The 25,920-nt window shown below is 59.9% G+C and carries 27 protein-coding genes and 1 riboswitch; of the genes, 13 read left to right on the forward strand and 14 right to left on the reverse strand.

Annotated features, from left to right (window positions below; genetic code table 11):
• Nucleotides 1–84 precede the first annotated feature (84 nt).
• The 5 genes from HMPREF2635_RS09330 (at nt 85) to HMPREF2635_RS13085 (ending at nt 6,278) form a co-directional block, all read left to right on the forward strand.
• Complete coding sequence (locus tag HMPREF2635_RS09330) at nt 85–1,695, forward strand: permuted SH3 domain-containing protein (RefSeq protein ID WP_070701470.1); 1,611 nt, start codon at nt 85–87, stop codon at nt 1,693–1,695.
• Nucleotides 1,692–2,366, forward strand: coding sequence for an ABC transporter ATP-binding protein (locus HMPREF2635_RS09335; RefSeq protein ID WP_070821651.1), 675 nt, complete (start codon nt 1,692–1,694; stop codon nt 2,364–2,366). The genes HMPREF2635_RS09330 and HMPREF2635_RS09335 overlap by 4 nt, the downstream gene beginning before the upstream one ends.
• Nucleotides 2,363–3,658 carry an ABC transporter permease gene (locus HMPREF2635_RS09340; protein ID WP_070821652.1) on the forward strand — a complete coding sequence of 432 codons (1,296 nt, stop codon included), beginning with the start codon at nt 2,363–2,365 and terminating at the stop codon, nt 3,656–3,658. Before HMPREF2635_RS09335 ends, HMPREF2635_RS09340 begins: the two co-directional genes overlap by 4 nt.
• Before the next feature lie 512 nt (nt 3,659–4,170).
• Nucleotides 4,171–5,436 (forward strand): type II toxin-antitoxin system RelB/DinJ family antitoxin, encoded by a 1,266-nt coding sequence (locus tag HMPREF2635_RS09345; RefSeq protein ID WP_070821653.1) that lies wholly within the window; start codon nt 4,171–4,173, stop codon nt 5,434–5,436.
• A gap of 161 nt (nt 5,437–5,597) precedes the next feature.
• A complete protein-coding gene (locus HMPREF2635_RS13085) occupies nt 5,598–6,278 on the forward strand; it encodes a DNA adenine methylase (RefSeq protein ID WP_210401607.1) in 681 nt (226 codons plus the stop codon).
• Here the strand turns inward: HMPREF2635_RS13085 and HMPREF2635_RS09350 are convergent.
• Together HMPREF2635_RS09350 and HMPREF2635_RS09355 are read right to left on the reverse strand one after the other, a co-directional pair.
• A complete protein-coding gene (locus HMPREF2635_RS09350; protein WP_070701467.1) occupies nt 6,255–7,514 on the reverse strand; it encodes a phospholipase D family protein in 1,260 nt (419 codons plus the stop codon). The genes HMPREF2635_RS13085 and HMPREF2635_RS09350 overlap by 24 nt on opposite strands.
• Nucleotides 7,515–7,706: 192 nt before the next feature.
• The gene (locus tag HMPREF2635_RS09355) at nt 7,707–8,021 is read right to left on the reverse strand and encodes a DMT family transporter (RefSeq protein WP_070821654.1); all 315 of its coding nucleotides are present in this window, start codon (nt 8,019–8,021) and stop codon (nt 7,707–7,709) included.
• An 11-nt stretch (nt 8,022–8,032) separates the two neighbouring features.
• A riboswitch (guanidine-III (ykkC-III) riboswitch) is annotated at nt 8,033–8,103 on the reverse strand.
• Nucleotides 8,104–8,128: 25 nt separating this feature from the next.
• Here HMPREF2635_RS09355 and HMPREF2635_RS09360 point away from each other — a divergent pair.
• Nucleotides 8,129–8,968: an NAD(P)-dependent oxidoreductase gene (locus HMPREF2635_RS09360; RefSeq protein WP_070821655.1), complete on the forward strand. Its 840-nt coding sequence runs from the start codon at nt 8,129–8,131 to the stop codon at nt 8,966–8,968.
• A 40-nt stretch (nt 8,969–9,008) separates the two neighbouring features.
• Here the strand turns inward: HMPREF2635_RS09360 and HMPREF2635_RS13330 are convergent, their stop codons facing one another.
• Together HMPREF2635_RS13330 and HMPREF2635_RS09365 are read right to left on the reverse strand one after the other, a co-directional pair.
• The gene (locus HMPREF2635_RS13330) at nt 9,009–9,197 is read right to left on the reverse strand and encodes a hypothetical protein (RefSeq protein WP_141761701.1); all 189 of its coding nucleotides are present in this window, start codon (nt 9,195–9,197) and stop codon (nt 9,009–9,011) included.
• A gap of 59 nt (nt 9,198–9,256) precedes the next feature.
• Nucleotides 9,257–9,436 carry a hypothetical protein gene (locus tag HMPREF2635_RS09365; RefSeq protein ID WP_070821656.1) on the reverse strand — a complete coding sequence of 60 codons (180 nt, stop codon included), beginning with the start codon at nt 9,434–9,436 and terminating at the stop codon, nt 9,257–9,259.
• Between the two features lie 177 nt (nt 9,437–9,613).
• Between HMPREF2635_RS09365 and HMPREF2635_RS09370 the strand changes: the two genes are divergently transcribed.
• The 5 genes from HMPREF2635_RS09370 to HMPREF2635_RS09390 all read left to right on the forward strand — a co-directional run bounded on the left by HMPREF2635_RS09370 (nt 9,614) and on the right by HMPREF2635_RS09390 (nt 13,390).
• Nucleotides 9,614–10,192, forward strand: coding sequence for an ABC transporter ATP-binding protein (locus HMPREF2635_RS09370; RefSeq protein WP_070701464.1), 579 nt, complete (start codon nt 9,614–9,616; stop codon nt 10,190–10,192).
• On the forward strand, nt 10,192–11,208 hold the full coding sequence (locus HMPREF2635_RS09375; protein WP_070821657.1) for an ABC transporter permease: 1,017 nt from the start codon (nt 10,192–10,194) through the stop codon (nt 11,206–11,208). The genes HMPREF2635_RS09370 and HMPREF2635_RS09375 overlap by 1 nt, the downstream gene beginning before the upstream one ends.
• An 84-nt stretch (nt 11,209–11,292) precedes the next feature.
• Nucleotides 11,293–12,804: an ABC-F family ATP-binding cassette domain-containing protein gene (locus HMPREF2635_RS09380; RefSeq protein ID WP_070821658.1), complete on the forward strand. Its 1,512-nt coding sequence runs from the start codon at nt 11,293–11,295 to the stop codon at nt 12,802–12,804.
• A gap of 68 nt (nt 12,805–12,872) precedes the next feature.
• The gene (locus HMPREF2635_RS09385) at nt 12,873–13,130 is read left to right on the forward strand and encodes a type II toxin-antitoxin system Phd/YefM family antitoxin (RefSeq protein ID WP_046647800.1); all 258 of its coding nucleotides are present in this window, start codon (nt 12,873–12,875) and stop codon (nt 13,128–13,130) included.
• Between the two features lie 5 nt (nt 13,131–13,135).
• On the forward strand, nt 13,136–13,390 hold the full coding sequence (locus HMPREF2635_RS09390; RefSeq protein WP_046647801.1) for a Txe/YoeB family addiction module toxin: 255 nt from the start codon (nt 13,136–13,138) through the stop codon (nt 13,388–13,390).
• A gap of 193 nt (nt 13,391–13,583) precedes the next feature.
• On the opposite strand, the gene HMPREF2635_RS09395 is transcribed toward HMPREF2635_RS09390, so the two are convergent.
• From HMPREF2635_RS09395 to HMPREF2635_RS09435, 9 genes are all read right to left on the reverse strand, one after another.
• Nucleotides 13,584–14,966 carry a protoporphyrinogen oxidase gene (locus HMPREF2635_RS09395; protein WP_070821659.1) on the reverse strand — a complete coding sequence of 461 codons (1,383 nt, stop codon included), beginning with the start codon at nt 14,964–14,966 and terminating at the stop codon, nt 13,584–13,586.
• A complete protein-coding gene (hemE, locus tag HMPREF2635_RS09400) occupies nt 14,967–16,007 on the reverse strand; it encodes a uroporphyrinogen decarboxylase (protein ID WP_070821660.1) in 1,041 nt (346 codons plus the stop codon).
• A 38-nt stretch (nt 16,008–16,045) separates the two neighbouring features.
• Nucleotides 16,046–16,543 (reverse strand): tellurium resistance protein TerC, encoded by a 498-nt coding sequence (locus HMPREF2635_RS09405; protein WP_070821661.1) that lies wholly within the window; start codon nt 16,541–16,543, stop codon nt 16,046–16,048.
• On the reverse strand, nt 16,540–17,253 hold the full coding sequence (locus HMPREF2635_RS09410; protein ID WP_070821662.1) for a hypothetical protein: 714 nt from the start codon (nt 17,251–17,253) through the stop codon (nt 16,540–16,542). Before HMPREF2635_RS09410 ends, HMPREF2635_RS09405 begins: the two co-directional genes overlap by 4 nt.
• Nucleotides 17,254–17,263: 10 nt before the next feature.
• Entirely contained in the window at nt 17,264–18,241 is a 978-nt protein-coding gene (gene hemB / locus HMPREF2635_RS09415) for a porphobilinogen synthase (RefSeq protein ID WP_049154862.1), read from the reverse strand.
• 85 nt (nt 18,242–18,326) lie between these two features.
• Nucleotides 18,327–20,009, reverse strand: a complete 1,683-nt coding sequence (locus HMPREF2635_RS09420; RefSeq protein ID WP_049154863.1) for a bifunctional uroporphyrinogen-III C-methyltransferase/uroporphyrinogen-III synthase — start codon at nt 20,007–20,009, stop codon at nt 18,327–18,329.
• A gap of 178 nt (nt 20,010–20,187) precedes the next feature.
• Complete coding sequence (hemC, locus tag HMPREF2635_RS09425) at nt 20,188–21,078, reverse strand: hydroxymethylbilane synthase (RefSeq protein ID WP_070821663.1); 891 nt, start codon at nt 21,076–21,078, stop codon at nt 20,188–20,190.
• A complete protein-coding gene (locus HMPREF2635_RS09430; protein ID WP_070821664.1) occupies nt 21,079–22,455 on the reverse strand; it encodes a glutamyl-tRNA reductase in 1,377 nt (458 codons plus the stop codon).
• Nucleotides 22,456–22,560: 105 nt separating this feature from the next.
• On the reverse strand, nt 22,561–22,800 hold the full coding sequence (locus HMPREF2635_RS09435; protein WP_070513456.1) for a glutaredoxin family protein: 240 nt from the start codon (nt 22,798–22,800) through the stop codon (nt 22,561–22,563).
• Nucleotides 22,801–22,906: 106 nt separating this feature from the next.
• Between HMPREF2635_RS09435 and HMPREF2635_RS09440 the strand changes: the two genes are divergently transcribed.
• On the forward strand, nt 22,907–23,923 hold the full coding sequence (locus HMPREF2635_RS09440) for an HAD-IB family hydrolase (RefSeq protein ID WP_070821665.1): 1,017 nt from the start codon (nt 22,907–22,909) through the stop codon (nt 23,921–23,923).
• Here the strand turns inward: HMPREF2635_RS09440 and HMPREF2635_RS09445 are convergent.
• Nucleotides 23,920–24,498: an LURP-one-related/scramblase family protein gene (locus HMPREF2635_RS09445; RefSeq protein WP_070681434.1), complete on the reverse strand. Its 579-nt coding sequence runs from the start codon at nt 24,496–24,498 to the stop codon at nt 23,920–23,922. The two genes, HMPREF2635_RS09440 and HMPREF2635_RS09445, sit on opposite strands and share 4 nt — an antisense overlap.
• Before the next feature lie 152 nt (nt 24,499–24,650).
• Between HMPREF2635_RS09445 and HMPREF2635_RS09450 the strand changes: the two genes are divergently transcribed.
• Nucleotides 24,651–25,920 (forward strand): HNH endonuclease signature motif containing protein (locus tag HMPREF2635_RS09450; RefSeq protein WP_246824874.1); only part of this gene is annotated, 1,270 nt, incomplete at its 3' end.

Below are 25,920 nucleotides of genomic sequence, written 5' to 3' on the forward strand. Positions count from 1 at the left end.
CCCACTGCGCATGACAAGACACATGCCCGAGAGTTAATCTGAACCCGATTTCAATGACGGCGTTAACCTGACAGTAAGGGATTCATGAATAAGAAAGCTCTCGGCATCACTGCTGGCGCTATCGCTGCGGTTCTCCTCGCAGGCGGCGGTGGAATGTACGCACTAACCAGTGGGTCTTCCGATATTCAGCTCACCGCAACCGATGTCACGAAAACCACCAAAGAAGACCTGATCAGTTCCGTCTCCGCCTCCGGAACGGTTTCTGCCGAGCGCGAACTCTCACTGACCACCTCGCTGACCGGCCCCATCCAGTCTTTAGACGCGAAGGTGGGCGATCGCGTCGAAGCCCAACAGTTGCTCGGCCGCATGGACACCACCGAAACCGAGCGCGAGCTCGAGGCCCAGCGCACCTCCCAGGAGGCCAGCAAGCTCGAGGCCGTCCACCAAATCGAGGATGCCCAGCTCCAGCTGCGCCAGCTTCAGGATTCCCTCGACCAAGGCCTCAACCCCGAGGTCAACAGCGCCCAGTCCGCCGTGAACTCGGCGCAGACCGAGTACGCCGAGGCACAGCGCAAGCTCGATGATGCCCTCGCTGCCAAGGGCGACCGCCCCGAGATTGCCGAAGCCCGCGCCGCCGTCGAGCAAGCACGCTCCGGGGTGCGCGATGCTGAGTCCAAGTCTTTCCAGTCCGCACTGGCCTCCCTCGGCACCGCCACCGAAGATCCTTCCGGAATCAACACTGCCAGCGCTTTCTTGAGCTACCTCGATTCTGACGAGGCCGTGCAGGACTCCGAGCGCCAGCTCAAGCAGTCCGAGGAATCCTATGGTCGCGTCCTCCGCGGCATCGACCGCGAGCTAGGCGAACAACAGCGCGCCACCGCCGCCTCCTACCAAGCGGTTGCCGATGCCGAACGCGCGCTGCAAGCCAGCAACCTCGCCATCGAACAGCAGATTTCCTCCCAGTCCCAAGCGGTGAACCACGCGGTGGAATCGGCGGCGTCGGCGAACGCGAACAATGCCAAGGAAAATGGGCCGCTGGAGTACCGGCTCTCCCAGGCCGACCTGCGCTCCCCATTGGCGGGAGTCATCACCGCCGTCAATGGCGAAGCCGGCATGCCCGCCGAAGGCCCCATCCTCACCGTGGCGGATGACTCCTCCCTGCTGGTGAAGTCCACGGTCAAGGAGGGCGATATCGCCCGCATCAAGGTCGGCGATGAAGTTTCGTTCACCTCGCCTTCCAGCCCAGGCAAGGAGTTCAAAGGCAAGGTCACCTTCATCTCCCCCACCGCTGAGCAGCCCGATGTCGAGGCTGGCGCAGGCGGCGGCTCCGGCAAGCCAACTGGCTCCTCCAAGCCCGAATTCCCCGTGCACATCCGTGTCGACGGCAACCGCGAGGGGCTGCGCCTCGGTTCCACCACAAAGGTAAAGATCATTACGAAGAAGGACAAGAACGTCATCACCGTGCCGCTCTCCGCCATCTATGAAGAAGGCGGCAAGAAGAACGTCCTCGTCGTCGACAACGGCACGATCCAGGCGCGCGAGGTCAAGGTGGCCAGCGAATCTGATTTCTCCGCCGCCATCTCCTCCGGCCTCAAGGAGGGCGAAACCGTCATCAGCCAGGCGGATACCCACAAGGACATGGTCGGCATGTCCGCCTCCGTCGATGGCTCCGATGATGCGGAAGAGAACGCATGAGCCGCCTCATTGAGATGCGGGGAATCGTCAAACGCTTCAACGAGGGCCTCGACAGCGAGCTGACCGTCATCCCGGGCCTCGACTTCAGCGTGGAGGAGGGCGAGTTCGTGGCCGTCGTTGGCCAGTCCGGATCCGGCAAATCCACGCTGATGAACATCATCGGCTTGCTCGACCGTCCCACCGCCGGGGAGTACCAGCTGGCTGGCGTGGATGCGCTGGCGCTTGGCGACGACAAACTAGCCTCCTTCCGCGGCCAAAAAATTGGTTTCATCTTCCAGAACTTCAACCTGATCGGCCGCATGTCCGCGCTAAAAAACGTGGAGATGCCCATGGTCTATGCGGGCGTTTCCGCCCACGAGCGCACCCAGCGCGCGGAAGAGCTTCTGGAGATGGTCGGTATGAGCGACCGCATGAACCACCTCCCCAATGAGCTCTCCGGCGGTCAAAAGCAGCGCGTGGCGGTAGCCCGCGCACTGGCCAACCAGCCGGATATTCTGCTGGCGGACGAGCCCACCGGCGCACTGGATTCCCAGACCGGCCGCATGGTCATGGACCTCTTCCACGAACTGCACCGCACGCATGGAAAGACCATTTTGTTCATTACCCACAACCCGGAATTGGCTGATGAGTGCAGCCGCACCGTCACGATGAAGGACGGGGTGTTGTCATGAATTTTGCTGAATCCACCAAGATGGCGCTGACCAGCCTGCGCACCAACAAGATGCGCTCGGCGCTGACTCTCTTGGGCGTCATCATCGGCATCGCCGCGGTCATCGCCATCGTCACGCTGGGCAGCTCCTTGCAGTCCTCCGTGCAGAAAGACTTGGACAAGGTCGGCGCGAACAACTACACCGTCCAGGTCAAGGAGCGCCCCGAGGAAGGCGAAGAGGAAGAAGCCGATGATCCCTTCATGGGCGGCGGCTATGTCGACGACGAGTCCTCTATGCTCACCCCGGACATGTTGGACCGTGCTAAGGAGATCTTGGGAGATCAGATCGCCGGCATCAATATCGGCGAATACAGCTCTTATTCCGGCGCCCTCGTAGTCGAGGGCGAATCCGGGGAGGAGACCGCCAACCTCCTGGTCCGCCCCACCAACCCGGACTATGTCTCCGGCTCCTCTTATTCCATCGTGGCCGGGCGCTTCCTCAGCGAGGATGATATCGACTCCAGCCGGGCAGTAACGATGCTGGATAAGGAAACAGCCACCAAGCTTTTCGGCGCCCCTGAAGACGCCATTGGCCAATACGTGAGCTTTGAAAGCCAGGAGGCCTCCCCGATTGAGCTCGCCGTTGTCGGCGTTTTTGAAGAGCCCCAAACCGGACCTCTGGTGGGCGGTGGTCCCAGCCAAACCGCCTTCGTTCCTTACCCGCTGGAGGCCGAGTTCTCCGATTCCCCGGGTGCTGGCACCGCGTTCAGCGAAGTCACCGTTCGCGGCAACCCGGATTTGGACAAGGCCGCGGTGGCTAGCAACCTGCAGCGCGTCTTCGATAGCTACTACGAGGACAACCCTGACTACATGGTGAAGGTGTCTGACTTCAGCGATGACCTCGCATCCTTGAACCAGATCTTCACCACGATGAGCTTGGTGCTCGCGGCTATCGGTGGCATCTCGCTGCTCGTCGGCGGCATCGGCGTGATGAACATTATGCTCATCACCGTCACCGAGCGCACCCGCGAGATTGGCATCCGCAAGGCGCTTGGCGCACGCCGCCGTGATATCCGCATCCAGTTCATCACGGAGGCCATCGTGGTCTGCCTCATCGGTGGACTCATCGGCATCGCCATCGGCACCGCAGCCGGCATGGCGGGTGCGGCCGCCATCGGCTCACTCGTGGCGCCGCCGCTGTGGGCGGTCATCCTCTCGCTGCTCTTCTCGCTGGCTATTGGCCTCTTCTTTGGCTACTACCCCGCGGGCAAGGCCGCGAAGCTGGACCCGATTGAGGCGCTGCGCTACGAATGATCCCTCTTCTCCTCCCGACTTATCAGGTATTCTGAAGCCCAAAAGTTCGGGGGGACTCCATCTTGGATAAGCGGTGCGTTTTGAGTTCTTCGCACCTCAACCCCCTCTTGCCGGTACTTCCAATCAAGAGGCACTCATGAAACTCATACAGCAAGACCTAGGTCATTCTGAGGCAGAGACCATACTTAGCGCATTGCCGGTGCCTCGCCGAAACACCTACCTCCACTTGGTTAAACAGCACGGAGGCACCGTTTACATGGAATACACATCCACAAAATCGATGCCAAGCTACGGAGTCCATGCAATTGGTAAACCACCAACCTATCGACCAGTCCAGAGCATTAAAGAGAACAGGCTACACGTCCTCGTTCAGACTCAACGAATTAGTTAAAGCAATCAACTCGCCGTCAGTCATGTTTCTCTAACTAGGAACCGAATTTCAATCTAAGGGACACCTAAGTTTGTGCTACAATGTGCTACAAAAGCTTCGCAAGAAACGAGATAGAGACAACATGAACCATAACCCAACCACCACCATTCGCATCCCACAATCCCTTAAGGACGATGCAAACGCAGTTTTTAAAGAACTGGGTATCACAATGAGTGCGGCAATCAATGCTTTCCTCTCTAACGTTGCACGCACTGGACGCATTCCTTTTGAATTCGACACAAAAGCAACGAGAAAGGCAACTCCTCCACGCCCCCATACCACACCCAGAAACGCAACATTAAACCAAGCTTTTCGCGCCAAGAAGGACGAATTTTATACCCAATACGAAGATATTGAAAAAGAGTTAGCGCATTATCCTGATCAATTCTCAGGAAAGAGCGTCCTATGCAATTGTGACGATCCTTTTGAATCTGCCTTTTTTAGGTACTTTCTCCTCAACTTCGAGAAGCTAGGCTTAGCAAGCCTAAAGTCAATTTGCTATGCATCCTCTCAAATTGCAGGACAAGACTACCCTCTGGAGGATGAACGACAGCCCTACATCACGACAGTGACGAGAGTCCCTGGAGAGGACTTAGTCTTGCCAGACGGTTCCCTTAATCTTGATCCAGTATTTGATATAGCTGGAAACTCGATCTGCCTGCTCGACGGAGATGGAGATTTCCGTTCTCCCGAGTGCATTGCACTCCTCAAAGAATCAGACATCATCGTTACGAACCCCCCATTTAGCCTTTTTCGCGAATACATTTCCCAACTCATTGAATACGATAAAACATTTCTGATCCTAGGGAACATGAATGCATCAACTTACAAGGAAGTTTTTCCACTTTTCCGAGACAATAAAGTTTGGTATGGGGAATCGATTCGTTCAGGGGATAGGAAATTTCACGTTCCCGACTCCTACCCCCTGGGTGCAGCAAACTGCGGAATTGACGAATCAGGACGCCGATTCATTCGTGTCAAAGGCGTCCGTTGGTTCACGAATCTAGATAACTCACGTCGGCATGAAAGAATCGAGCTATCCAAATCATACAATCCAACAATGTATCCCAAGTTTGACAACTACGACGCTATCGAGGTAGGCCGCACCATGGACATCCCCACGGATTACCCTGGTTTGATGGGGGTTCCTATTACATTCCTAGATCGCTACACCCCAGAGCAGTTTGAAATTGTGATGCTTGCGAACGGAAACGCACGCACCAATGTCTCACAAAACACCCTTACTTCTGCAGGATATATCCCCCATCCGGAAGACAGAGGCGGGGTTGGAATTATAAATGGTCGGCGCTCTTATGCTCGGATCCTCATCCGGAGAGTTAAAAAATGATCCCTCAACTACGGGTTCCGTGCACTTACCAAGGTGGGAAGCAACGCATTGCAGCACAAATTGCAGACATACTAATTCACTCTGCCCCTGATTCAAACACTCCCTTTTACGACTTGTGCTGTGGCTCGGGTGCCATTTCGGTTGAACTCATCAATAGGGGAGTGGACCCAGCTCGCATCACCATGTTGGATTCAAGTTCATGGGGAACCTTTTGGTCTGCTATTGGAACAGGGACCTTTAATATACAAGTCTTTGCAGAGCTTATCGCAGATATCCCAGACGATAAGCGCCAAGTCAAAGATTATATGACGCGTCTATCAAAGCGTAGCCCTGATCAATACGAGGCTGAAATTTATCCAATTTTACAAGCATGTTCATTCGGCGGGAAACAACTATGGTGGGACGGTGTCGCTTGGAAGAATGCTTTTTTCCGAGAATACTGGCAGCCCACAGCCACCAGTGTTCGCCGAAGCCCAGCAAACCCCATGCAGCCCCAGCCGAAGGAATTGGAGCGTAGAATCCATGAGATTGCACGTCACGCAATAGGAGTGCAAGCGCACCGTTGTGACGTTTCTGAAATCCTAGAAAAGGAGGTTCCGGACAACGCCGTCATTTACGTCGACCCTCCATATTCAGGAACCACAAAGTATGGCTTCGGCTTTGATGTCAGGGAATTTGCCAAATATCTTCGCACTCACACCAATGCGTCGATCTTCATTTCCGAAGGAATCCCCTTGAACGATAATGCTATCGAGCTGACTCTCGGAGGCGCCAATGGTGGAATTTCAGGTAGGCGCGTAAAAAAGCATCGCGAATGGCTAACGCCCTTCCAAGATTCCTAGAAGCTTCGCTTGATCAGTACGGCCGTTATACGCAGTAATCGATGACGCTTTCATAAAGTTGCTAAGCTCTCCCCCATCAAAGACAGAAAGAAAGTAATAGTTCGGATTCAATCGAGTAAACGAGACGATTTTTTCAGGAAGATAGTGCCCACCATTAGCTTTTTCTCTAAACGTTGACGTAATTCTTTTTCCAGCTGCAGATACTCCGCGAATTTGAACACGCCACGTGCCGTTTGCTTTCTCACCTTCTGGAAACTTAATAATATTTCCCCCATAGTCGACACCATCAAAGTTAATAACAATCTCTTTCTCTACATCGGTATCGTCTGGGTCAAGGCCAAAAAATTCCACAGCCCCCCGCATGTATTTTTTATCGCTGTGGGCATACTCAGTCCCCGCAACCGTACCGCTAAGCAGTAAAGAGGTCTTTGAAAGATCAAGAATATTGCGGGAACCACCTGTCATTTTGCGTGTTTCTAACCACAAAGTTGCTTCCGTAAAATCGCTCGCATCAATGAGAGACGATAGATCGGGATTGTCAACTGTAGCATCTCCCGAAACAACGATTCCCTCAACCGTCTTGCTAAATGTGGATAAACCAGGTAGCGGAGCACGCTTACTCGAACCAAAAGAACTCTTCCTGTTTTCCCGATTTCCGCTTTTCTTTTTTGTATGGACTTTGCTCCTAACTTCTTTTTCTACATATCCATTCGCCTCTAATTCATCAATATCGGCCCGACTTTTAATCTGCTTCACAGTCTCAGTGTTAGAGCTCAACTTTGAAAGGTAGTTGTCTACAGATTGCTGCATCACTTGGAATTCTGGCTTAGCCAAGTCCAGTGAGAGTTGAATCGACGATTCATAGTTCGTCCACAATCCGCCTGCAGTCAGATTATTTGATCCAACGACGAGAGAAGCTTGCTTGGTCCCTACAAAGTTGAAAAGTTTTGTGTGGAATGTCTGGCCGTTTTCATCATGAATCACGTGGAGGCTCGTAACGATACTTAACAAGTTTACGAGTGCTTCAGCGGAAGTCCCATTCAAGTCAATGCCAACGAAAACATTAATTTCTCCACCTTTTTCACGAAAGCGCTCAAGCGAATCTTTGAGCCTTAGTACACCACTGTTCTTAGCGAAAGCGACAACAACGTTCAGAGTGTCATACTGCTCAGAATTAAGTAGTTCCTTGAGGTATTCCCCAAGCTGCGTATCAAAAGGTTGCGAAAACAGTTTCATGCTTCTGATCTTAGGAAATTTATAGCTGCGCGGAGGGGACAATTGGCCAAATACCTTGCCATTTCGAATTTGAACAGCGGCCCAATGTCTAAAAAGGTTCCTCACGAAAGATGGCCCCAGCTGTGCTGGGGCCAGAGCCTATTCGCCTTGCAGCTTGATATCCACAAATTTATCAGAAAAGCCCGACGCCTCCTAGTGCACCACCTTCAGCCCCATAATTCCACCAATGATCATGGCGAGGAAAAGCACCTTCCACACGGTTGCCGCCTCGTGCCCGGCGGCGAAGGAGTAAATGACGGTGACCACCGCGCCCACGCCGGCCCACACCGCGTAAGCGGTGCCCACGGGGATGGACTTCATGGCCCAGCCCAACCCGCCCATCGAAATGGCGCAGGCAACGAAAAAGACCACCGAGGGCCACAGCCGGCTGAAGCCCTCCGACTTATCCAGCGCCGCCGCCCACACGGCCTCGAAGGCGCCGGAGAAAATCAACACGCACCACGACATGGCCAGCCCTTTCTGGCCGTCTTGTCGCGTCACCGGGTACGGCTCCCTCGTCCGGGGCTCGCATGAATCGCAGCGAGCCTGCCCACAATAATGGCACACTGGGCGGCATGAAGATTGCATTCCTTGGTACTGGCCGCATGGGCACTGAGCTCGCCCGACACCTCCTCAAAAACCATGAGCTCACCGTTTGGAACCGCACCGCTGAGCGCGCGCAACCGCTGGTTGAGTCCGGCGCTACCCTCGCCGATTCCCCCACCGCCGCCGTAGAAGGCGCAGAGGTCATCATTACCTCGCTCTTTGGCCCCGATGACATCCGTGAGCAGATCATCGAGACCAAGCTCATCCCAGAGGACGTGACCTGGATCGATACCACGACCGTCTCCCCCGATGCCGCCCGCGAATTCGCCGCCGCGGTCGACTCTTATGTCCACGCACCCGTCGTTGGCTCTCTGGGCCCGGCGCGCGAGGGCAAGCTCGGCGTCTATGTGGGCACGCCTGACGACGACCGCCGCGAACTCGCCATGACCATCGCCGAGTCCTGGGCCGATGAGAACAAGCTCATCGGCGTGGAATCCGCCGCCACCGCGGCGATTGGCAAACTCCTGGCCAACCTAGCCCTCGCCGTTACCGCCGAGGGCGTACTGGAAGCACTGCACCTCGGCGAGTCTGAGGGCCTCGATTCCGAGGTCATCCTCGAGATGCTCGACATCACTGGCCTGGCCTTTATGAAGAATATGAAGGGGCCGTTCATCACCGGCGAGCGCAACACCACTCCGGGTGACTTCACCGTGGATGCCCTGTGCAAGGACGCCAAGCTCATGGAGATGACCGCCAACAAGCCGCTGCCTGCAGTGGCCGCCGCCATCGAGCGCTTTGAGGAGCAGCAGGCCATGGGCCACGGCGACCAGGACTTCTCCTCCATCTTCGTCTTCCGCAACAAGGGCTAGGCCCGCACCTAGGTGCTGCGCTTTCCGACGAACTCTCGCTCTACTTCAGCGAAGCTCGCCGAACACGAGCGACAGCTTCGTCGGCAGATAGTGCCCCTGCGACTACCTCGCGGCCCAGCTGGCGCACGTACTCATCAGTTACATCGTGGCCTGCCAAACGTAGTGCAGCATCACTCAGCGTTAGCGGATCCCGCTCAAGGTCTTCATCTTTTACTTGATTCGGATTCAATACACGACTCCTAACGCGACGCAATAGCGTTTCTGGCGGCACGATAGTTGCGGAAACCCCTATTTAACTTGTGTCTTAGCGATCTCGATTGCTCTGTCGACCGTCATCTCTCCTGAAGCGACGGCACGGACAAGCTCTTCCTGCTCCGCATCCATATCGTGTCCAGCCAACAGAGAAACCCCCTTGGCAAACGTCACGCTATCTTCAACGCTCTTCCCTGTTCTTACCGTGCTTGTCATGTGGATATCCTCCCGAGTTTTCAACTACATTTTCTCTCATTTTAGCAGCTCATAACACCAATCCCAAGGGCGCTTCCCATCTCGAGAACAACGTTCAGGGCGTGCATTTTGCTAAACTTCATCAATAAGTTTTAGCTATTGTCTAGCCGCCCAGTGTAAGGAGCTCGCCGCCCAGCAATGCTTTCCATCGACGCCGATTACGGGCATTCCACGCCCCTTGGACACCTTGAGAAGGACTTCGCCCCAGGCCGCATCTATGGCCTCGCTGGGCCCAACGGTTCAGGTAAATCCACGTTACTTGCCACGCTCGGCGGTGAGCTTGCGCCTCTCGAAGGCTCAGTGGAGTGCGACGGCCGTCCCGTCGGCACGAAGGAGCAGCCGGGTGCTGTGATTACGGTAGCCGAGCCGGTTTTTCTCCCCGACCTCACCGTGGGCGAGCACCTGGACGTGATAGGAAAGGCGGCAGGGGTGGACGTCGCCAAGCTCTGCGAGCTCTGGGCGCTTGAGCCTCTCCTTCCACACCCTGCCTCGCGCCTGTCCTCGGGCCAGCGCCAGCGCGTGTTTCTGGCTGCCCAGCTGTACCAGCCGGCGCGTGCTTTGCTTATCGACGAGCCCGAGCGCCACCTCGACGCCACCTGGACCGAGTTCCTCGCAAGCGAATTGCGCTACCTAGCCGACGAGGAGAATCGCTGCATCGTCGTGGCCTCACATTCCGACACCATCACCCAAGCCTGCGACGAGGTGGTGCAGCTGTGATGCGCACGCTATCCCGGCTAGGTGATGGCATTTGGTATCTCATCCTCGCCGGCATCGTCTTCGGCTTCGGTTATACAGTCTGGCAAGAAGTCGGCGCAGTCCTGCCTATCATCCCGGCGCGAATCACGCTGACTGGTGTCGCTCCTATTGCCGGCATCGTGGGACTGCTCGCGCTTATGGTGCTCACCGAGGTTCTCTATCCTCTGCGCGCACTGTCGCGGGAACGCTGGGTCTACGTCGATCGCCCGCGCGGCAGGCTCCGGGGTACAGACTGGATCACGTGGGCGCAGCTGGTCGGCTTCGGGGTGTTGGGGTTCGGCATCTGCGTGTCCACCGGGCTATCCCCGTGGTTCGCGCTTGTGGTGCCAGCCCTGCGTTTCGTCGTGGGGTGGCGCTCGTTCACGCTGGCTTCGCTTCTCAGCGCTGGGCGCACGCGCCTGGTCGGTGGATCTGGCCTTGGCCTGCTTGATTCGGAGGTCACCTCCGATGCCATTGCGAGCCAGTCCGCCTGGATTCCTCGTCGCGCCCATGCGCCCTCCACGTTGACGGGTCTCTTCTTCCGTCGTCTGGGACGACGGTGGTACATCGGCGTCGGTGCGCTCGCGGCCCTCGGCTTGACATTGGGGTTCGCCCCACAGCTCGGGGCGCTGGCTATCGTCGGATTCATGTCCGCGTGGAGCATCGTCGGCGCGGCGGTTGGGCGCGCCGCCTCCTTCGGCCGCGTCAGCGACGATGCATGGCCAGACTGGGGCCTTCCCCTTATCGCTTCTGTGGGCACGGCACTCGTTGGTGCCGGTGTCCTCCTCTTGGTGTGGAAGCTCTCCGCCATCGCAGTGGCGCTCATTGTTGCGGGCCTTAGCTGGGCGTCGTTTAAGCGTTCCCGCCCAGCACGGGTAGACAGCATGTCCATGCTGGATAGCGGCGGCTTCGGTGTCTCCTTCTCCCCCGAGGTGCTGCACTACATCACCCGCGGCGCCCTCGGCCTTGGCGTGGCGGCCCTTGCGCTGGGGTATTAGTCGGGGCTAGTCTTTCGGGCATGAAGATTTTTTCCTAATTCGACGTCACACTTTTACGCGACTTACTCGAAGGTGGATTTCTTCATGCCTATTTCTTTTTCTCATCTCACCGTCACCTGGCCCGACGGCACCCCTTGTTTCACGGACCTCAGCGGCACGTTTTCCTCCCACTTCACGGGCTTAGTTGGGGCGAATGGTTCCGGAAAATCAACGCTAGCCAAGGTACTTGCTGGTCTCATTGCCCCGACTTCGGGAACGGTATCCGCGGGCTCAGTCCTCTATGTCGACCAGGATTTAGGTCTCCATACGTCTGACACCATCGCCGAAGTCTTTGGCGCAACAGAGATCCTCAGTGCCATTGCCCGTATTGAGGCTGGCGAATACTCGGAAGAGCTCGCTGCCGCTGTTGGTGAGCAGTGGGACTTAGCAGAGCGTATTGAAGCAGCTCTCGACGCTGCGGGTATCCCCTTCCCGCTGGATCGCACTATCGGCACATTGTCGGGTGGTGAAGCCGTGACTGTGGCGCTGACCGCCGCCTTCTTCCGCAAACCGGATTTCCTGATCCTCGACGAGCCCACCAACAACCTGGACTCCGAATCGCGCCAGCGCCTACTCGAGCTCATTCGCACCGCGCCGATGCCGGTTCTCGTCGTCTCACACGACCGCGAGCTCCTCGAGCACGCGGAAAGCATCGCGGAACTCTACCACGGAACACTTCGCGAGTTCGAGGGAAACTACTCCTCCTACCGCGCAGCGATTGATGCTGAGCAGGATTCCGCGCAGGCCAAGGTCAGGGAGACCAAGGCCGAACACCGCAAACAGATCCGCGAGCGCGCCGCCATGCAGACCCGCATCGCACGCGATGCCCGTCGCGGCAAGAACTTCGCCGCCTCGAAGCGCAAACCCGGCATGGCCATGGGCTTAGACAAGAACCGTTCCGAGCGCTCGGCCGCTGGGCGTTCTCAACAGGCCAACGATGCAGTCGCTGCCGCCCAGTCGGCGCACGACAAGGCGCAGCGCGCGCTTCGCGACGACACCCATGTCCACATCGCCCTCCCCGGCACTGAGCTGCCCACGGGCACACGCGTGCTCGTCAGCGATCTGCTGAGTATTACTGGCCCCGAGCGCGTTCGCCTCGCCGGCCCCAACGGCAGCGGCAAGACCACCTTCCTCAACCGCGTCGCCCGCGGCGACGTCGAGTACGCGCTGCCCTTCGGATACATCCGCCAACGCATCGTCCTGCCCGCGGAGAAGTCTGTGCTCGATATCGTGCGGGAGGCCAACCCCAACGCGGACCCGCAGTTCCTACGCGACCAGCTTGCGCAAATGCTCTTTATCAACGACAAGATCCACCAGCCCGTGGGCCAGCTTTCTGGTGGCGAGCGCTTCCGCGTCGAAATCGCCCGCGTCTTGCTCAGCGACCCAGCCCCGCGCTTTCTGCTTCTCGACGAACCGACAAACAACCTCGATATCCCCACCACCGATTGGCTGATTGAGGTGCTCACGAGCTACCGCGGGGCATTCATCCTGGTCAGCCACGATGAGCACGTATGCGAGCAGCTCAATCTGACGCGCACCGTTCACGTGGCCCCATAAACTGAAACCTCTCTAGCGCTCATCCCCTTTTCGTTGTACAGTTTCTTGTACAAGAAGGGAGATAGCTTATGAAAACCATGTCTTACTCGGAATCGCGAGCAAGATACGCCGAGGTCCTACAGTCGGTCGTTGATGACCGTGAGGAAGTCATCATCACTCGCAATGGTCATGAGTCTGCAGTCATCGTTTCCTTAGATGACTACAACTCTCTTCGCGAAACCGCATACCTTCTGCGTTCCCCTCGCAATGCCCAGCGCCTGCTTGACTCCATCGAGAGTCTCAACGCCGGGGAAGCAACGGAGCACGAGCTCGTTGAGGAAGATTAAGCTTCATGATTCTTTCGTGGACAGAGGAAGCATGGGAGGACTACCTCTGGTGGCAAGCTCACAACAAGAAGATCCTCAAGAGAATCAATAGCCTCATTAAAGACATTGCACGAAACGGCAATGAAGGGATAGGAAAGCCCGAACCACTCAAGTTCGAGTTGGCCGGGTTCTGGTCTCGGCGAATTACCGAAGAGCACCGACTGATCTATCGCATTAAGGGCGCGACCATCGAGATTGCTGGGTGCAGATACCACTACTAGCTAGCGTCAACTTCCCGTATCGCCTCTGCCTAAAAGGCATCTGGCAAAAGGCATCAGTCATAAGGCGTTTTCACGGCCAAAAACGCCTTTTATGCTTGACAAATGGAGTTTTTAGACCCAAAGATGCCTTTTATCAGACGCCTTTTGCGGGGCGCCTTTTGCGAGGCGCCAAAAGGCAGGCGCCGACAGCGAGCTAGCTGACGAGTGCTTGCGCGGCAGCGCGGGCGCCGGCAATAACGGCGGGCACGCCGACTCCATCAGCCCAGGCGCCGGCGGTGGCGATACCGGGGACGTCGGCAAGCTTGGCGCGGACCGCGGCAACGGTGGCCAGATGCTTTTCGTCATAGCGGGGGATGCCGCCGAACCAGCGCTGCGTGTAGATCTCCTCCACGCCGGCGGCGCGGCCGTCGAAGCCTGTGATCTTCTGCAGGTCATCGAGGGCGTAGTCCACCAGGTCATCCTCCTCCGCGCGCACGAGGGCGTCATCGCCGAAGCGGCCGAAGGAGGCGCGCACGAGGAAGCCCTCGCGCTCGTTCAGGTGCGGCCACTTATTAGAGGAGAGAGTGAAGGCCTTGGCGCGCAGGTCAGGCTCATCGGAGGCGACGAGGATGCCGGTGGCCTCCGGAAGGGAGTTGCCCTCCGGATCCGTGGCGGAGGCGAAATTGAAGCCGACAACCACAGAGGAAGCCAGCTGGACGGTGGACAGCTCCTGGGCGGCCTCGGGGGCTACGGCCTTGAGCAGGCGCGCGGTGGTCGGTGCCGGGGTGGCAAAGAGCACGCGGTCGAAGGGGCCGATAGCCCCCGGCGCGCCCTTGACCTCGAAGGCATCGCCCTTGCGCGTCACGCCGGAGACGAAGGTGTCCAGGTGGATCTGCGCACCGGACTTGTCAGCCAGGGCCTCGTAAAGCTCGGCGTAGCCGCCCTTGAAGGTTCCAAAGACGGAGCCTTCGGCCGGGCTGCGGCCGGACTCGATCTGCTTGATTGCGGCCGACAGCGTGACGGGGCCGTCCTTCGCCAGTGTGTCCAGCGTGGCCGCCAGGTGCGGAACCGTGGCGCGCAGGCCTAGGTCGTCGGCCGTACAGGAGTACACACCGCCGAGCAGCGCGGAGACCACGTGGTCCACCACGTCATCGCCGTACTGCTGGCGAACGAGCTGACCCACAGAGACATCCCCGCCGATCTCCCACTCGAAGGGCTGCTCGTTGGTGATGCGCTCGTTGGTCGCCTCGGAGAAGAAGTCCTGCGGCTCGGAAGGAATACCCATGACACCGCCCTGTGGCAGGAAGTGCAGCGCGCCACCGGTATACACGCGCGGGCGCAGCTCCGGATTGGGCTCCACGAAGGAATCCTGCAGGCCCAGCTCCGTGAAGAAGTCCACGGCGTCTTGGCGGCGGCGGATAAAGGCCTCCGCGCCCATGTCCGTGGGGCCGCCGTTGAAGGCCACGGTGTGCAGCTTGCCGCCGATGCGGTCGGCTGCTTCGAAGACAAAGATGTCGTGGGGGCCCTTCGTGTTCTGCTTGAGTTCCCATGCCGCGGTGAGGCCCGCGAGGCCCGCACCGATGATTGCGATCTTCATTTAGCCCTCCTCGTGAATGATGGCGACGGCGCGGGTAATGGCTTCCGCCTCCGTGGTCGGCAGCACGCCGTGGCCGAGGTTCCAGATGTGTCCCTTCATGTCGCCGCGCTCAGTTGCGCGGTCGACTTCTGCCTTGATGGCGCGTACTTCTCTGCGCACCGCGTCCTCGCCGGCAAACAGCAGAGCCGGGTCGAGGTTGCCTTGCAGGATGTCCGCGTTGACGCGGGCCGCGGCGGCATCCATGCTCACGCGGTAGTCCACGCCCATGACCTCAGAACCGGCCTCCGACATCGCGCCGAGCAGCTCGCCAGTCCCCACGCCGAAGTGAATGCGCGGCACGCGGCCTTCTGCGACCTTAAGGATCTGCTCCGAATAAGGCAGCACGAACTCGCGGTAATCGCGCTCATTGAGGTAACCCGCCCAGGAATCGAAGAGCTGCATGGCGTCGATGCCGGCATCCAGCTGGAGCTCCAAGAAAGAAATGATCGTCGGGGTCAGGCGCTCCATGAGCTGGTGCCAGGTCTCCGGATCGGAATGCATGAGCGCCTTGGTACGCTCGTGGTTCTTCGAGGGGCCGCCCTCAATGAGGTAGCTGGCCAAGGTGAAGGGTGCGCCGACGAAGCCGATGAGGGCCTGCTTGTCGGTGAGCTCGCTCAGGATGATCTCAATGCCTTGGCGCACCTCGGGCACATCAACGTCGAGGATAGGCAGGTTGGCCACGTCCTCCTTGGTGCGCACGGGTGCATCCATGACGGGGCCGCGGCCGGGGACGATCTCCACACCGACGCCCGCGGCCTTGAGCGGGACAACGATATCGCTGAACAGGATGGCGCCATCAACATCGTGGCGACGCACCGGCTGCAGGGTAATCTCCGCGAGGAGCTCCGGCATGAAACAGGAATCCAGCATGCTGATTCCCTCACGCACCTTGCGGTACTCCGGCAAAGAGCGCCCCGCCTGGCGCATGAACCAGACGGGCGGGCGGGAGGGCGTGTGGCCAGTAGCGGCAGCAATCAGCGGCGCATCAGACAGTCGAGACATACCGTCCATTATGAATCAAAAGTTGGAGTAGGCGCCAATCAGGAGTTTTGCGCGCGACGGGCCTTGATGAAAGCCGTTGAATCCGGGTGAAAGAGGAAGTAGATGGCCACCATGAGCGCCATCGGGATAAGCAGCAAGAGCAGCCCGCCCACGCCCGCGATCAGCGCCGCAATGCTGACGAACATGGTGTAGGCAGACACCGCGGTGATGATGCGGCGCGCCCATATTGAACCGCTTGCCAGCTGCGCGGAGCAGGCCGCGATGATGACGGCACCCACCACGTTGGAGATGGCCGCAAAACGCGTGTTGAAGCGGATATAGTCCACCTGCTCCGGGCTGAGCTGGGTGTTCGTCACCGATGTATAGGAACCAAAGATCCCCACCATTCCGGCGGTGAGCATGACAATTGCGGCAATCACGCAGACCCAGTAGGCAATGCGCAGCTGCGAAGGCCAGGTGGAAAAGTCTTGCTCGCCCTGCTTCTTGGGGCGGCGTGGGCGGCGGTTATAGTCCGCGGGACCGGGGCGCTCGCTCATCGCTTGCCGTCCTTGCTGTCCTCTTTCTCCCTGTCCTTGTTTTTATTATCTTTATTCTTCTTCTCGCGCTCCTCCAGGTTTTCCTGGCGGCGCTGTTCCTCCATCTCCTTGCGCATCTGGCGCAGCTGCTCCATCTCGCCGGTGTACTCGAGCACCTCTTCCTTGGTGGAGAACATCAAGCCCATCACGGCCGCCACGCCGACGAGAATCTGCACGGCTCCATCGAGCAGGAAGAGCCAGTCCGGCACGCTCGCCCCGGCGGGACTACTAATGAAAACGATGAGCACGCGGAGGCCAAAGTAGAGGGAGAAAGCGAACCACAGGCGCCGGCCAGTACCGGCTGCCTTGGAGTTCTTGTGGATAAAGCCCAGCATGATGCCCAGCAGCACGACGATGGCGAGTGAAATCAGCGAGCTGAACGCCACCGAGCCATAACCCACGAGCTGCACAAAGGCATCGCTGACGTCCTGCCCGGACTTCTCCGCCGCAGACTCCGCGGTCTTGCGGGCCTGGGCAAAGAGCTCATCGCGGTTCAGCAAGGTGAGCACGATACTTAAGACCAGGTGCACCACCTCGAGCACCAGGGCAACGGTCCACACCTTGAGCATGAGGGAGACGGCTTCGGTACGCTTGGCGTGCTCCTTATCCGGCTCCTTATTCTGCTCCGTCGGCTTGTGTGCCGACGGCGTAGTGTTCGGGCTGAACGTCACGATTCTCCTTTTACTTGAGCAAGCGGGCGGCGTCCGTGGCGAAATAGGTCAGGATCTGATCCGCGCCCGCGCGCTTGAACGCGGTCAAGGACTCCAGCATAACGGCCTCGCCATCAATCCACCCGTTCTGGGAAGCGGCCTGAATCATCGCGTACTCGCCGGAGACCTGGTAAACAGCTACCGGCACGGAGGAACGCTCGACGGCACCGGCCAGCACATCGAGGTACGGCAGGCCAGGCTTAACCATGACGATGTCCGCACCTTCCTCGATGTCCAGGTCCACTTCCAGCATGGACTCGCGGAAGTTGCGCGGGTCCTGCTGGTAGGTGCGGCGATCCCCCTCTAGGGAGGAGCCCACGGCATCGCGGAAGGGGCCGAAGAAGGCCGAAGCGTACTTGGCCGAGTAGGCCATGATGGCAACATCCTCGTGGCCGGCCTCATCGAGGGCCTCGCGGATCGCGGCAATCTGACCATCCATCATGCCGGAAGGGCTGACCATGTGCGCGCCAGCACGGGCCTGGGAGCGGGCCATATCCTGGTAGAGCTCCACGGTTTCATCGTTGAGCACGCGGCCCTGGTCATCGACCACGCCGCAGTGGCCGTGGGAGGTGAACTCGTCGAGGCAGGTATCCGCCATGACGATGAGGTCATCGCCGAATTCCTGACGCAGCTCCGCAATCGCCACGTTGAGGATGCCCTGCGGGTCCCAGGCCACGGAGCCGGTCGCGTCCTTATCCTCTTCGCGCGGCACGCCGAAGAGGTCAACGCAGGTCACGCCCGCATCGAGGGCCTCGTGCGCGGCACGCTTGAGGGAATCCAGGCTGTGCTGCTGCACGCCCGGCATGGAGGGGATATCACGGGGTTCGTTCAGACCGTCGACCACGAACATCGGGAGGATGAGGTCGGAGGGGCGCAGCGAGGTTTCCGCAACCAAATCCCTAAAAGCCGGGTTCTGACGTAGGCGGCGGGGGCGGCGAGCAATGCTCATGAGTAAAAACTCTCCTTTGAGCTACGAGAAAATTGAACTACCTTCTCGACTCTAGTCGCCCCTCTCCTGCCCGCCCAGAAGCGGTCTACGCCGTCTTCTTGCGCGAGCGGCGCTTCTTGCGCGGAGCAGGAAGGTTGCCGGCAGCGCGCAGGGCCGCGACGTGGTCAGCGAGGGCGTCGACAAGCATCGGCACGTCCGCGACCTCCGGGACCACGTCCACGCGCAGGCCCACTTCCTCGGCCGCCGCCTTGGTGGAGGGGCCGATGCAGGCGATGATGGTGCGGGCATGCGGCTTGCCGGCAATGCCGACGAGGTTGCGTACCGTCGACGGCGAGGTAAAGGCCACGGCGTCGAAACCGCCAGTCTTGATCATGTCGCGGATCTCCGCGGCCGGCGGGGCCGCACGAACGGTACGGTAGGCCACAACATCATCGACTTCCCAGCCCAAGTCCAGCAGGCCAGTCACCAGCGCCTCGCCTGCAATATCGGCGCGCGGCAGCAGCACACGCCCCACAGCGTCGATGTCTTCAACATAGTTTGGGAAAACCTCGACGAGACCCTCGGCGTTCTGCTTCGTTGCCGGCGGCAGCAGCTCCGGGACCATGCCCTTAGAGCGAATCGCATCGGCGGTCTTCTGCCCCACCGCGGCGAGGTGCACGCCGGCGAAATCGCGGGCATCGAGGCCGAGTTCCGCAATCTTCTTCCACACCGCGCTCACCGCATTGACGGAGGTGAACACGACCCACTTGTAGCGGCCTTCGACGATACCCTTGATGGCGCGATCCATCTGCGCCGGATTGCGTGGCGGTTCCACGGAGATGGTGGGCACCGACTGCGGGATAGCGCCGTGACCAGCCAGACGGGCGCTCATCGCCGCGGCCTGCTCCTTCGTGCGCGGCACCAGCACGCGCCAGCCATAGAGCGAACGGTTCTCCCACCAGGAGTACTTCGAGCGATCATCAAAGCTGCGACCCAGCGTGACCACGAGCTCGCCCGGCAGCTCAGCATCAAGTTTGCCCAGCGTGCCCAGCGTGGTCTCGTGGGTGCGCTGCAGGCGCGTGGTGCCGTGAACGGTGACATATGCTTCCGTCTCCGCGGGCATTCCGCGCTCCACCAACTCGGCGGAAATGACCGGCAGGTCATCCGCCGTGGCCTGCAAAACCAGCGGCTGCGTCGCGGTGGCCAGCGCGTCCCAGTCCGCCCCTTGCGTGATATCAGCCTCGGTGTACGTGGCACCGAGAGCAATGCCCGCAAAGGAGGGAACCGTCGAAGGCAGAGACATGCCCGGAACCACCTGGAATTCCATGCCTGCGTTGGCCACGGCGGTAATCTCCGCCTTGATGGATTCGCGGTTGAGCGGGTTACCGGTAACCAGGCGGATCACGTCGTGGCCCTCGGCGCGCTCGAGCGCGTTACGCAGTTGCTTGACGACGTCCCCCTCGACCTCCTCAAAGACCGCCGCCGTCGGCGGTGCTGGGCGCGGCGGCTTGCGGCGCGCGCCCGCTTCCTTGGCCGCGGCGCAGATGCGCTCGTACTCTTCCTCGGCGGCGTCGAGAAGCTCCTGCGGAACCGGCACCTGCTGCGCCACCATGTCGCGCACGCCCTGCGAAACCCCCGCGTCGGTGACAACGTTAGCGGTGGTCTCCAGAACCTCGCGGGCGCGGACGGTCAGCAGATCAGGATTACCTGGGCCGGCACCGACGAAGACGACTTTGCCCAGATCAGACTTACCCAGCTCAGGCTGGGTATCCGGCACGGCATTGCTCATAAGGTTCTTTTCTAGTTTGTGGGTTCCGAGTGCCCCGGCGCCGAAGCGTGGCAGGCGCGGGATGGAGATAAGAAAGCCCCTCACTCGCGAGTTAAGGGGCCCTTAATCATTGCTCTCAATGATCGTGTGCTAGATACACACTAAAGGAAAAGGCCCGAAACCAAAAATCTACGTGCGATTACTCCGCTGCCAGTAGGTCTGCAGCTCCCTGCGCGAAGAGCTCCTTGGAGACCGCGCGCCCCAATTCTTCAGCCTCGTCCGCTGTTCCCTGAGCCTGAGCGATGAGCTGGCGGGAGCCGTCGAGAGCGAAGACCCCACCGCGCACGACAAGCTGATCGCCCTCCCAGTGGGAGGTAGCGGCCACCGGCGCGGTGCACCCAGCCTCCAGTTGGGAAAGTACGGTGCGCTCGGCGCGGGTGGCGGCGGTAGCGGGGGCGTCGGCAAGCAGGGCGATGGCCTTCGCCGCCTCGGTTCCCTTCACTGCCTCGATGGCCAGCGCGCCCTGCGCGGGCGCGGGCATGAAGAACTCCGGATCGAAGACCTCGGTGGCGCGATCCGCGTAACCCGCGCGCACGAGGCCGGCGTAGGCCAAGAGGACGGCGTCGAGCTCGCCGCTGGTGACCTTGCCCATCCGGGTATCGATATTGCCGCGCAGCGGACGGATGTCCAGGTCCGGGCGCATCGCGCGCAGCTGGCTGATGCGGCGCGGGGCAGACGTGCCCACGCGCGCACCCTCCGGCAGGTCCTTGAGGGTCAGGCCATCGCGGGCAATAAGTGCTTCGCGCACGTCCTGGCGCTGCGGAACCACGAGGTCGAAGCGCTCGTCGGCAGCCGTGGGCAGGTCCTTAAAAGAGTGCACTGCGATCTCGCACTCGCCGCGGTCGACGGCCTCACGCAGGGCCTGGGTAAACACGCCCACGCCGATGCGCTCCACGGGAGCCATATTGACGTCACCCTGCGTGGTAACGATGTGCAGCTCAGCCTCATAGCCTTCCTGCTGCAACCACTCCTGCACGTGGCCCGACTGAGTCGTGGCCAGGAGGGATCCTCGGGTACCGATCTTCAACATCTATGCGTCCTTTTCTTCCTTAGTGCTTTCCGCGGCTTCCATCTGCGCGGCGTCCGGCAGCTCCGCCACGTCCACGGCGACGCCGCTGCCCTCCAGCTGGAGTCCAAAGAGTTCCTGCAGCGCGGTCTCATGGCTCACGGTTCCAGAGTTGGCCGCGAGCTGCTTCGCGCGAACCGTGGGCTCGTGCAGCAGCTTATCCGCGACACGCTTGAGCGCGCGATTGATATCTCCCATCTGGCGCTCGTCCAGCTCCGGGTGCTTCTGCTCCAGCCGCGCTACCTCGCACTGGACCAGGTTCGCGGCCCGCTTGCGCAGAGCTGAGACCGCCGGGACGACGTCGCGGACGCGTTGCTCAGAGGCATAGGCTTCCAGCTCTTCGCTGACGATGCGCCGCGCCTGCGTGTGCGGGCTGGTACCGGCGGCCAGGTCGGTATCGGCTGCCTGCAGGGAGTTGCTGAGCCTCTCGATGTTGACCAGATCGACTCCCTCGACCTCTGCCACAGCGTCATCAATATCGCGCGGCAGAGAGAGATCCACGAGCATCAGCTCGCGGTCGGCTACGTGATAGCGCTCGACGTCGGCCGCCGTAATAGTGAAACCCTGGGCTCCCGTGGCGGAAATTGCCACATCCACATCCCGCAAGGCCTGGGCGCGCTCCGAGAAGTCGATAACGTCCGCGTACACGCCCGCCTCATGGGCATGCTGTGCCACGCGCTCCGCACGGGCAATGGTGCGGTTCGCGATAATTAGCTGCGCACCCAGGCGCCCCGCGTGCGTTGCCGCGAGCGAGGCCATCGCGCCTGCGCCCAAGATGAGCACGCGCTTGCCCGCGAGATCTTCCCTGCCCATGCGGCTCAGCGCCTGATCAAAAGCAAAGGAGACCATGGAGGAGCCCGCCTCATCGATCTCGGTTTCGGAATGCACCCGCTTGCCGGTGCGCAGCGCGGACTGCGCCAGCGCATGGATGCGCGGGCCGACGGTTCCTTGCTCCGAAGCAAACTGGTAGGCGGTGCGCACCTGGCCGATGATCTGCTGCTCCCCTACCACCATCGAGTCCAAGCCTGAGGCCACCATCATGAGGTGCTCAGCGGCGGCGTCGGCATAGCGCACATAGAGATAGGAGCGCAGCTTCTCCTCCTCCACCCCGGAAACGTCAGCGAGGTTGCGCACGACATCCTGGACCCCGGTGTGGAAAGAGTTGGTGACGGTGTATACCTCGAGGCGGTTGCAGGTGGAGATAATCATCGCCTCGCTCAGCGAGCCCGCCGACACCATGGCCCGGCAAGTGTCATTCTGCACGGTCTCGTCCATGCTCAGCTTTTCCAGCAGCGCCACCGGCGCCGACTGATGCGACATGCCCACGACGAGCACACTCATGCACAACCCTCCAGTTTTGCATCATCCCTTTGGATGACATAGATCATCCAAAAGACTACTAGTTGTCATCTCGTTTCCGAAACTCACGGAAGTGCCCACAGAAAGCTAGTCCGCCAGCGCCTGCGCTAGCTCCTCATTGTCCACTTCCCAGCAGGAGAATTCCTCTCCATCAATAACCACAACAGGAACGCGATCGCCGTATTCCATGGCCAGCTCCGCATCCTCATCGACGTTGCACACTTTAAGCTCTGCCCCAGCGTGACGGACCACCGGGGTAATCTGCTCCAGAACGCGCGCGCAGGAGCCGCACGTGGTACGCACCATCAGTTCGACGACGTGGGACATAAAGCTCTCCTCGGTAGGACGTAGAACGTTTCGCGGTTTACTATGGACACGTTAGTCCGCCCACCCTATGAAAGCTGAACGCGTGCCCCTCCCGCTCCCTCCTGGTATGCCCGATTCTCCCCGCGAGTTCCTTGCCAATTGGACCGCTAGCAGGGGAAACTTGCGCAATTTCCTGGAGCAACAGGCTTTCGCCCCGCTCGGCGAAGAGCACCAGCGTACGGCCGGTGAGGCGTCGGCAGCCGCCGCCGTGGAGCACCTCTTCGGCATCGACCTGGATGCCTTCTCCTCTGGCATCGATTCCGTCCAGGGGTCCTTCGAATCGGCGGGGTCGCGCTCCATAACCGAGCCCGACCCGGACATCCCCCAGGACGTCGGCGCTGCCGCCTTCTTCGACGTGGACAACACCTTGGTCCAAGGGTCCTCGCTCGTGTCGTTTGCCTTGGGCCTCGCGCGGCGTCGCTACTTCAAGCTCTCAGAGATCCTGCCCATCGCCTGGAAGCAGCTCAAGTTCCGCATCTCCGGTTCGGAGAATGCCGCTGACGTGGCTGCTGGGCGCGTGCAAGCGCTCGAGTTTGTCAAGGGCCGCTCGGTGGATGAGATGGTGGCTTTGTGCGAGAGCATCGTGGACCAATCCATGGCCCGCAAGGCCTACCCGGGCACGAAGCAGCTGGCGCAGATGCACCTCGACGCTGGCCAGCAGGTATGGCTGGTCACGGCCACCCCCGTGCAGCTGGCGCAGATTCTGGCGCAGCGTTTCGGTTTCACGGGCGCGCTCGGCACAGTGGCGGAGGTCAAAGATGGCCGCTTCACCGGCCGCCTCGTCGGCGATATCCTCCACGGGCCAGGTAAAAAGCACGCCGTGGCGGCGCTCGCCACCTTGGAGAACCTCGATCTTGAGCGCTGTACCGCCTACTCCGACAGCGCCAACGATGTCCCGATGCTCTCCATGGTGGGGACCCCCGTGGCCATTAACCCGGATTCCAAGTTGCGCGATATCGCCGAAGAAAAAGGCTGGCTCATCCGCGACTACCGCTCGGTACGCAAGGCCGTGCGCACCTACGGCCTCCCGGCACTCGCCACCGCGCTCTTCTCCTATGGCAGCTGGCGGTTCGTGCGCCGCTAACTGCTGTTTTGAGCCTTAGTGCGCAGCATGTCCATGCACATGACCGCACCAATCAACCCTGCATGCTGCTGCGGGTCGAGCCCCGGCGCGATGCTGAGGCGGTAGGTATTCTTACCGGCTAGGAACCTGCCCACGCCTCCCCACTCGTTGCGCACCTCTGCCAGCGGCTGCCCCTGGCTGGTAATCGTGATATTCCAATCCCAGACATCGCCTTCAATCTCGATCTCCGGAAAGCCCTCCATTTCTAGGCTCAGCCGCGTCTTGAACATGGCAAACCGCTTGGTCACGATCGCCATGGGCTTCTCGACGCCCGGCAGATACACCTCATAGGTATCCTGCACGAAGTTGGGCGGATCCTTGATCACCATGAGCGGCTGTTGCGGGTTTCCCTGCTCATCCGTGAAGGCAACTTGAAGGCTGCGGGAGGCGTTGAAGAACATGTCCTTCAGGCTCGTCGACTGCAGAATCGTCCCGACGGGCACGCCCTCGTCATCGGCGATCAGGAATTCATCCTGCATGAAGGACTTGGTCTGCGAAATAACCAGGCTGTTAAGAGTGAGGAGTCGAGGCAACATAGTTCGCTATTTTACGTACGCGATGAGCTCCTGTGGGGTGAGAAGGATGGCACTCCCCACTCGGTGTATAGCGACAAATACAGGCTCCATAACCCCCTCCCAGATATCCCAATAATGCCAGGTAGAGATAGATGTCCGGGGCATATTTTATAGTGCGTTTAGAACATATCATCGACACGTCAATCTCGGGGGATACCGTGAATACCGCCACCCAAACCGCCTACTTTTCCCATATGAACCCTGACTGCGCCCTCGCCGTGGAGCGCAGCGCCGCTCGCCGTGCAGACTACCGCTCGTGGGTAGCCGCCATGCCAGACCTCGATGAGGATTTCGGGGTCGCGTGCCAGAGGCTCGTCGCCAAGCTTGGCGTCGGGGACTACACCGTTAGTGAATGCTGTCTAGCCGTGCACCGCCTCACGGAGCTACCGCAGGTCAAGGCCCTACAAGACAGCCAGTTCTTGCTCGATATGAAAGCGCTCATCACCATCGACCGCACCTTGACCAAGCTGGGCGCGCTGCCTGCGGAAACACTCGCGCTTATCGACGACGCCCTTGTCACCTTCTTCACCCCTACCTCACCGAACCAGGTCTTTCCCACCCCGGCGCAGATTGGGCGCAAGGTGCGCGATATCTGCAAGAGCATCAACAAGTCCTTTTCCTTCCGCGATTCCCCGAAGAAGGACTCATATACTTTTACCGATACTGGCGAGCGCGGCATCCTCGAGCTCAATACCGATAGCGCCACGGGCATGATTTTGGATGGCTACATCAAGCAGGCAGCAAAGGAAAACGGCCTTTCACAGGCCGATGCCCTGAAGAAGCTCATCGCCGGCAGTATCTCTCCGCCCGCGACCGTCATTCTGCACACCTATCAAGCCAGCGATATCGACAACGCTCCCACCTTCGTCCAAGGGCATGGTTGGACGTCACAGGACATTCCCGCAACACGCACGCGCGACCTTTCCTCGCAGCCGCCGGAGTCAGCCAGCTACGTTTGTTCAGAGCTCATCCGCAAATACGTGGAGGGCCGGGACGGCACCTGCCGCGCTCCGGGATGCAACCGGCCGGCCTACCTGTGCCAAATGGACCACCGCATTAACTACGCCGATGGTGGCGCCACGCACCCGCGCAACTTGGCCAGCCTGTGCCAGCACCACCACAACATGAAGACTGATGGGCGCGCGCACTACATCATGGATCCGCATACTGGGGACATCGTGTGGCTCTACGAGGACGGAACGTGGGCCATGACGGAGCCGACTGGCCCGCTGGCAAAGAAGACGAAGCGTTGGGCCCAGACGGTAGCCCAAAAGATCACGGCCACCCGCGAGCGCGCCTACGAGGAAGCACAAGAGGCTCACAACGCGCACGACGCTGCCGAGGAACCCCGCACCCCCAGCACCCCGCAGGAAGATATTCCGT

It is taken from the genome of Corynebacterium sp. HMSC035E02, from assembly GCF_001836065.1.
Lineage (GTDB): Bacteria > Actinomycetota > Actinomycetes > Mycobacteriales > Mycobacteriaceae > Corynebacterium > Corynebacterium hiratae.

Coding starts and splice junctions, on each gene's coding strand:
- hemE (WP_070821660.1), bottom strand. CDS start 16,007: ATGTCTCGACTGTCTGATGCGCCGCTGATTGCTGCCGCTACTGGCCAC.
- HMPREF2635_RS09380 (WP_070821658.1), top strand. CDS start 11,293: ATGCCTATTTCTTTTTCTCATCTCACCGTCACCTGGCCCGACGGCACC.
- HMPREF2635_RS09395 (WP_070821659.1), bottom strand. CDS start 14,966: ATGAAGATCGCAATCATCGGTGCGGGCCTCGCGGGCCTCACCGCGGCA.
- HMPREF2635_RS09345 (WP_070821653.1), top strand. CDS start 4,171: ATGAACCATAACCCAACCACCACCATTCGCATCCCACAATCCCTTAAG.
- HMPREF2635_RS09360 (WP_070821655.1), top strand. CDS start 8,129: ATGAAGATTGCATTCCTTGGTACTGGCCGCATGGGCACTGAGCTCGCC.
- HMPREF2635_RS09430 (WP_070821664.1), bottom strand. CDS start 22,455: ATGAGTGTGCTCGTCGTGGGCATGTCGCATCAGTCGGCGCCGGTGGCG.
- HMPREF2635_RS09445 (WP_070681434.1), bottom strand. CDS start 24,498: ATGTTGCCTCGACTCCTCACTCTTAACAGCCTGGTTATTTCGCAGACC.
- HMPREF2635_RS09420 (WP_049154863.1), bottom strand. CDS start 20,009: ATGAGCAATGCCGTGCCGGATACCCAGCCTGAGCTGGGTAAGTCTGAT.
- HMPREF2635_RS09375 (WP_070821657.1), top strand. CDS start 10,192: ATGCGCACGCTATCCCGGCTAGGTGATGGCATTTGGTATCTCATCCTC.
- HMPREF2635_RS09340 (WP_070821652.1), top strand. CDS start 2,363: ATGAATTTTGCTGAATCCACCAAGATGGCGCTGACCAGCCTGCGCACC.
- HMPREF2635_RS09370 (WP_070701464.1), top strand. CDS start 9,614: ATGCTTTCCATCGACGCCGATTACGGGCATTCCACGCCCCTTGGACAC.
- hemC (WP_070821663.1), bottom strand. CDS start 21,078: ATGTTGAAGATCGGTACCCGAGGATCCCTCCTGGCCACGACTCAGTCG.
- hemB (WP_049154862.1), bottom strand. CDS start 18,241: ATGAGCATTGCTCGCCGCCCCCGCCGCCTACGTCAGAACCCGGCTTTT.
- HMPREF2635_RS09355 (WP_070821654.1), bottom strand. CDS start 8,021: ATGTCGTGGTGCGTGTTGATTTTCTCCGGCGCCTTCGAGGCCGTGTGG.
- HMPREF2635_RS09330 (WP_070701470.1), top strand. CDS start 85: ATGAATAAGAAAGCTCTCGGCATCACTGCTGGCGCTATCGCTGCGGTT.
- HMPREF2635_RS09365 (WP_070821656.1), bottom strand. CDS start 9,436: ATGACAAGCACGGTAAGAACAGGGAAGAGCGTTGAAGATAGCGTGACG.
- HMPREF2635_RS09440 (WP_070821665.1), top strand. CDS start 22,907: ATGCCCGATTCTCCCCGCGAGTTCCTTGCCAATTGGACCGCTAGCAGG.
- HMPREF2635_RS09405 (WP_070821661.1), bottom strand. CDS start 16,543: ATGAGCGAGCGCCCCGGTCCCGCGGACTATAACCGCCGCCCACGCCGC.
- HMPREF2635_RS09390 (WP_046647801.1), top strand. CDS start 13,136: ATGATTCTTTCGTGGACAGAGGAAGCATGGGAGGACTACCTCTGGTGG.
- HMPREF2635_RS09350 (WP_070701467.1), bottom strand. CDS start 7,514: ATGAAACTGTTTTCGCAACCTTTTGATACGCAGCTTGGGGAATACCTC.
- HMPREF2635_RS09335 (WP_070821651.1), top strand. CDS start 1,692: ATGAGCCGCCTCATTGAGATGCGGGGAATCGTCAAACGCTTCAACGAG.
- HMPREF2635_RS09385 (WP_046647800.1), top strand. CDS start 12,873: ATGAAAACCATGTCTTACTCGGAATCGCGAGCAAGATACGCCGAGGTC.
- HMPREF2635_RS09435 (WP_070513456.1), bottom strand. CDS start 22,800: ATGTCCCACGTCGTCGAACTGATGGTGCGTACCACGTGCGGCTCCTGC.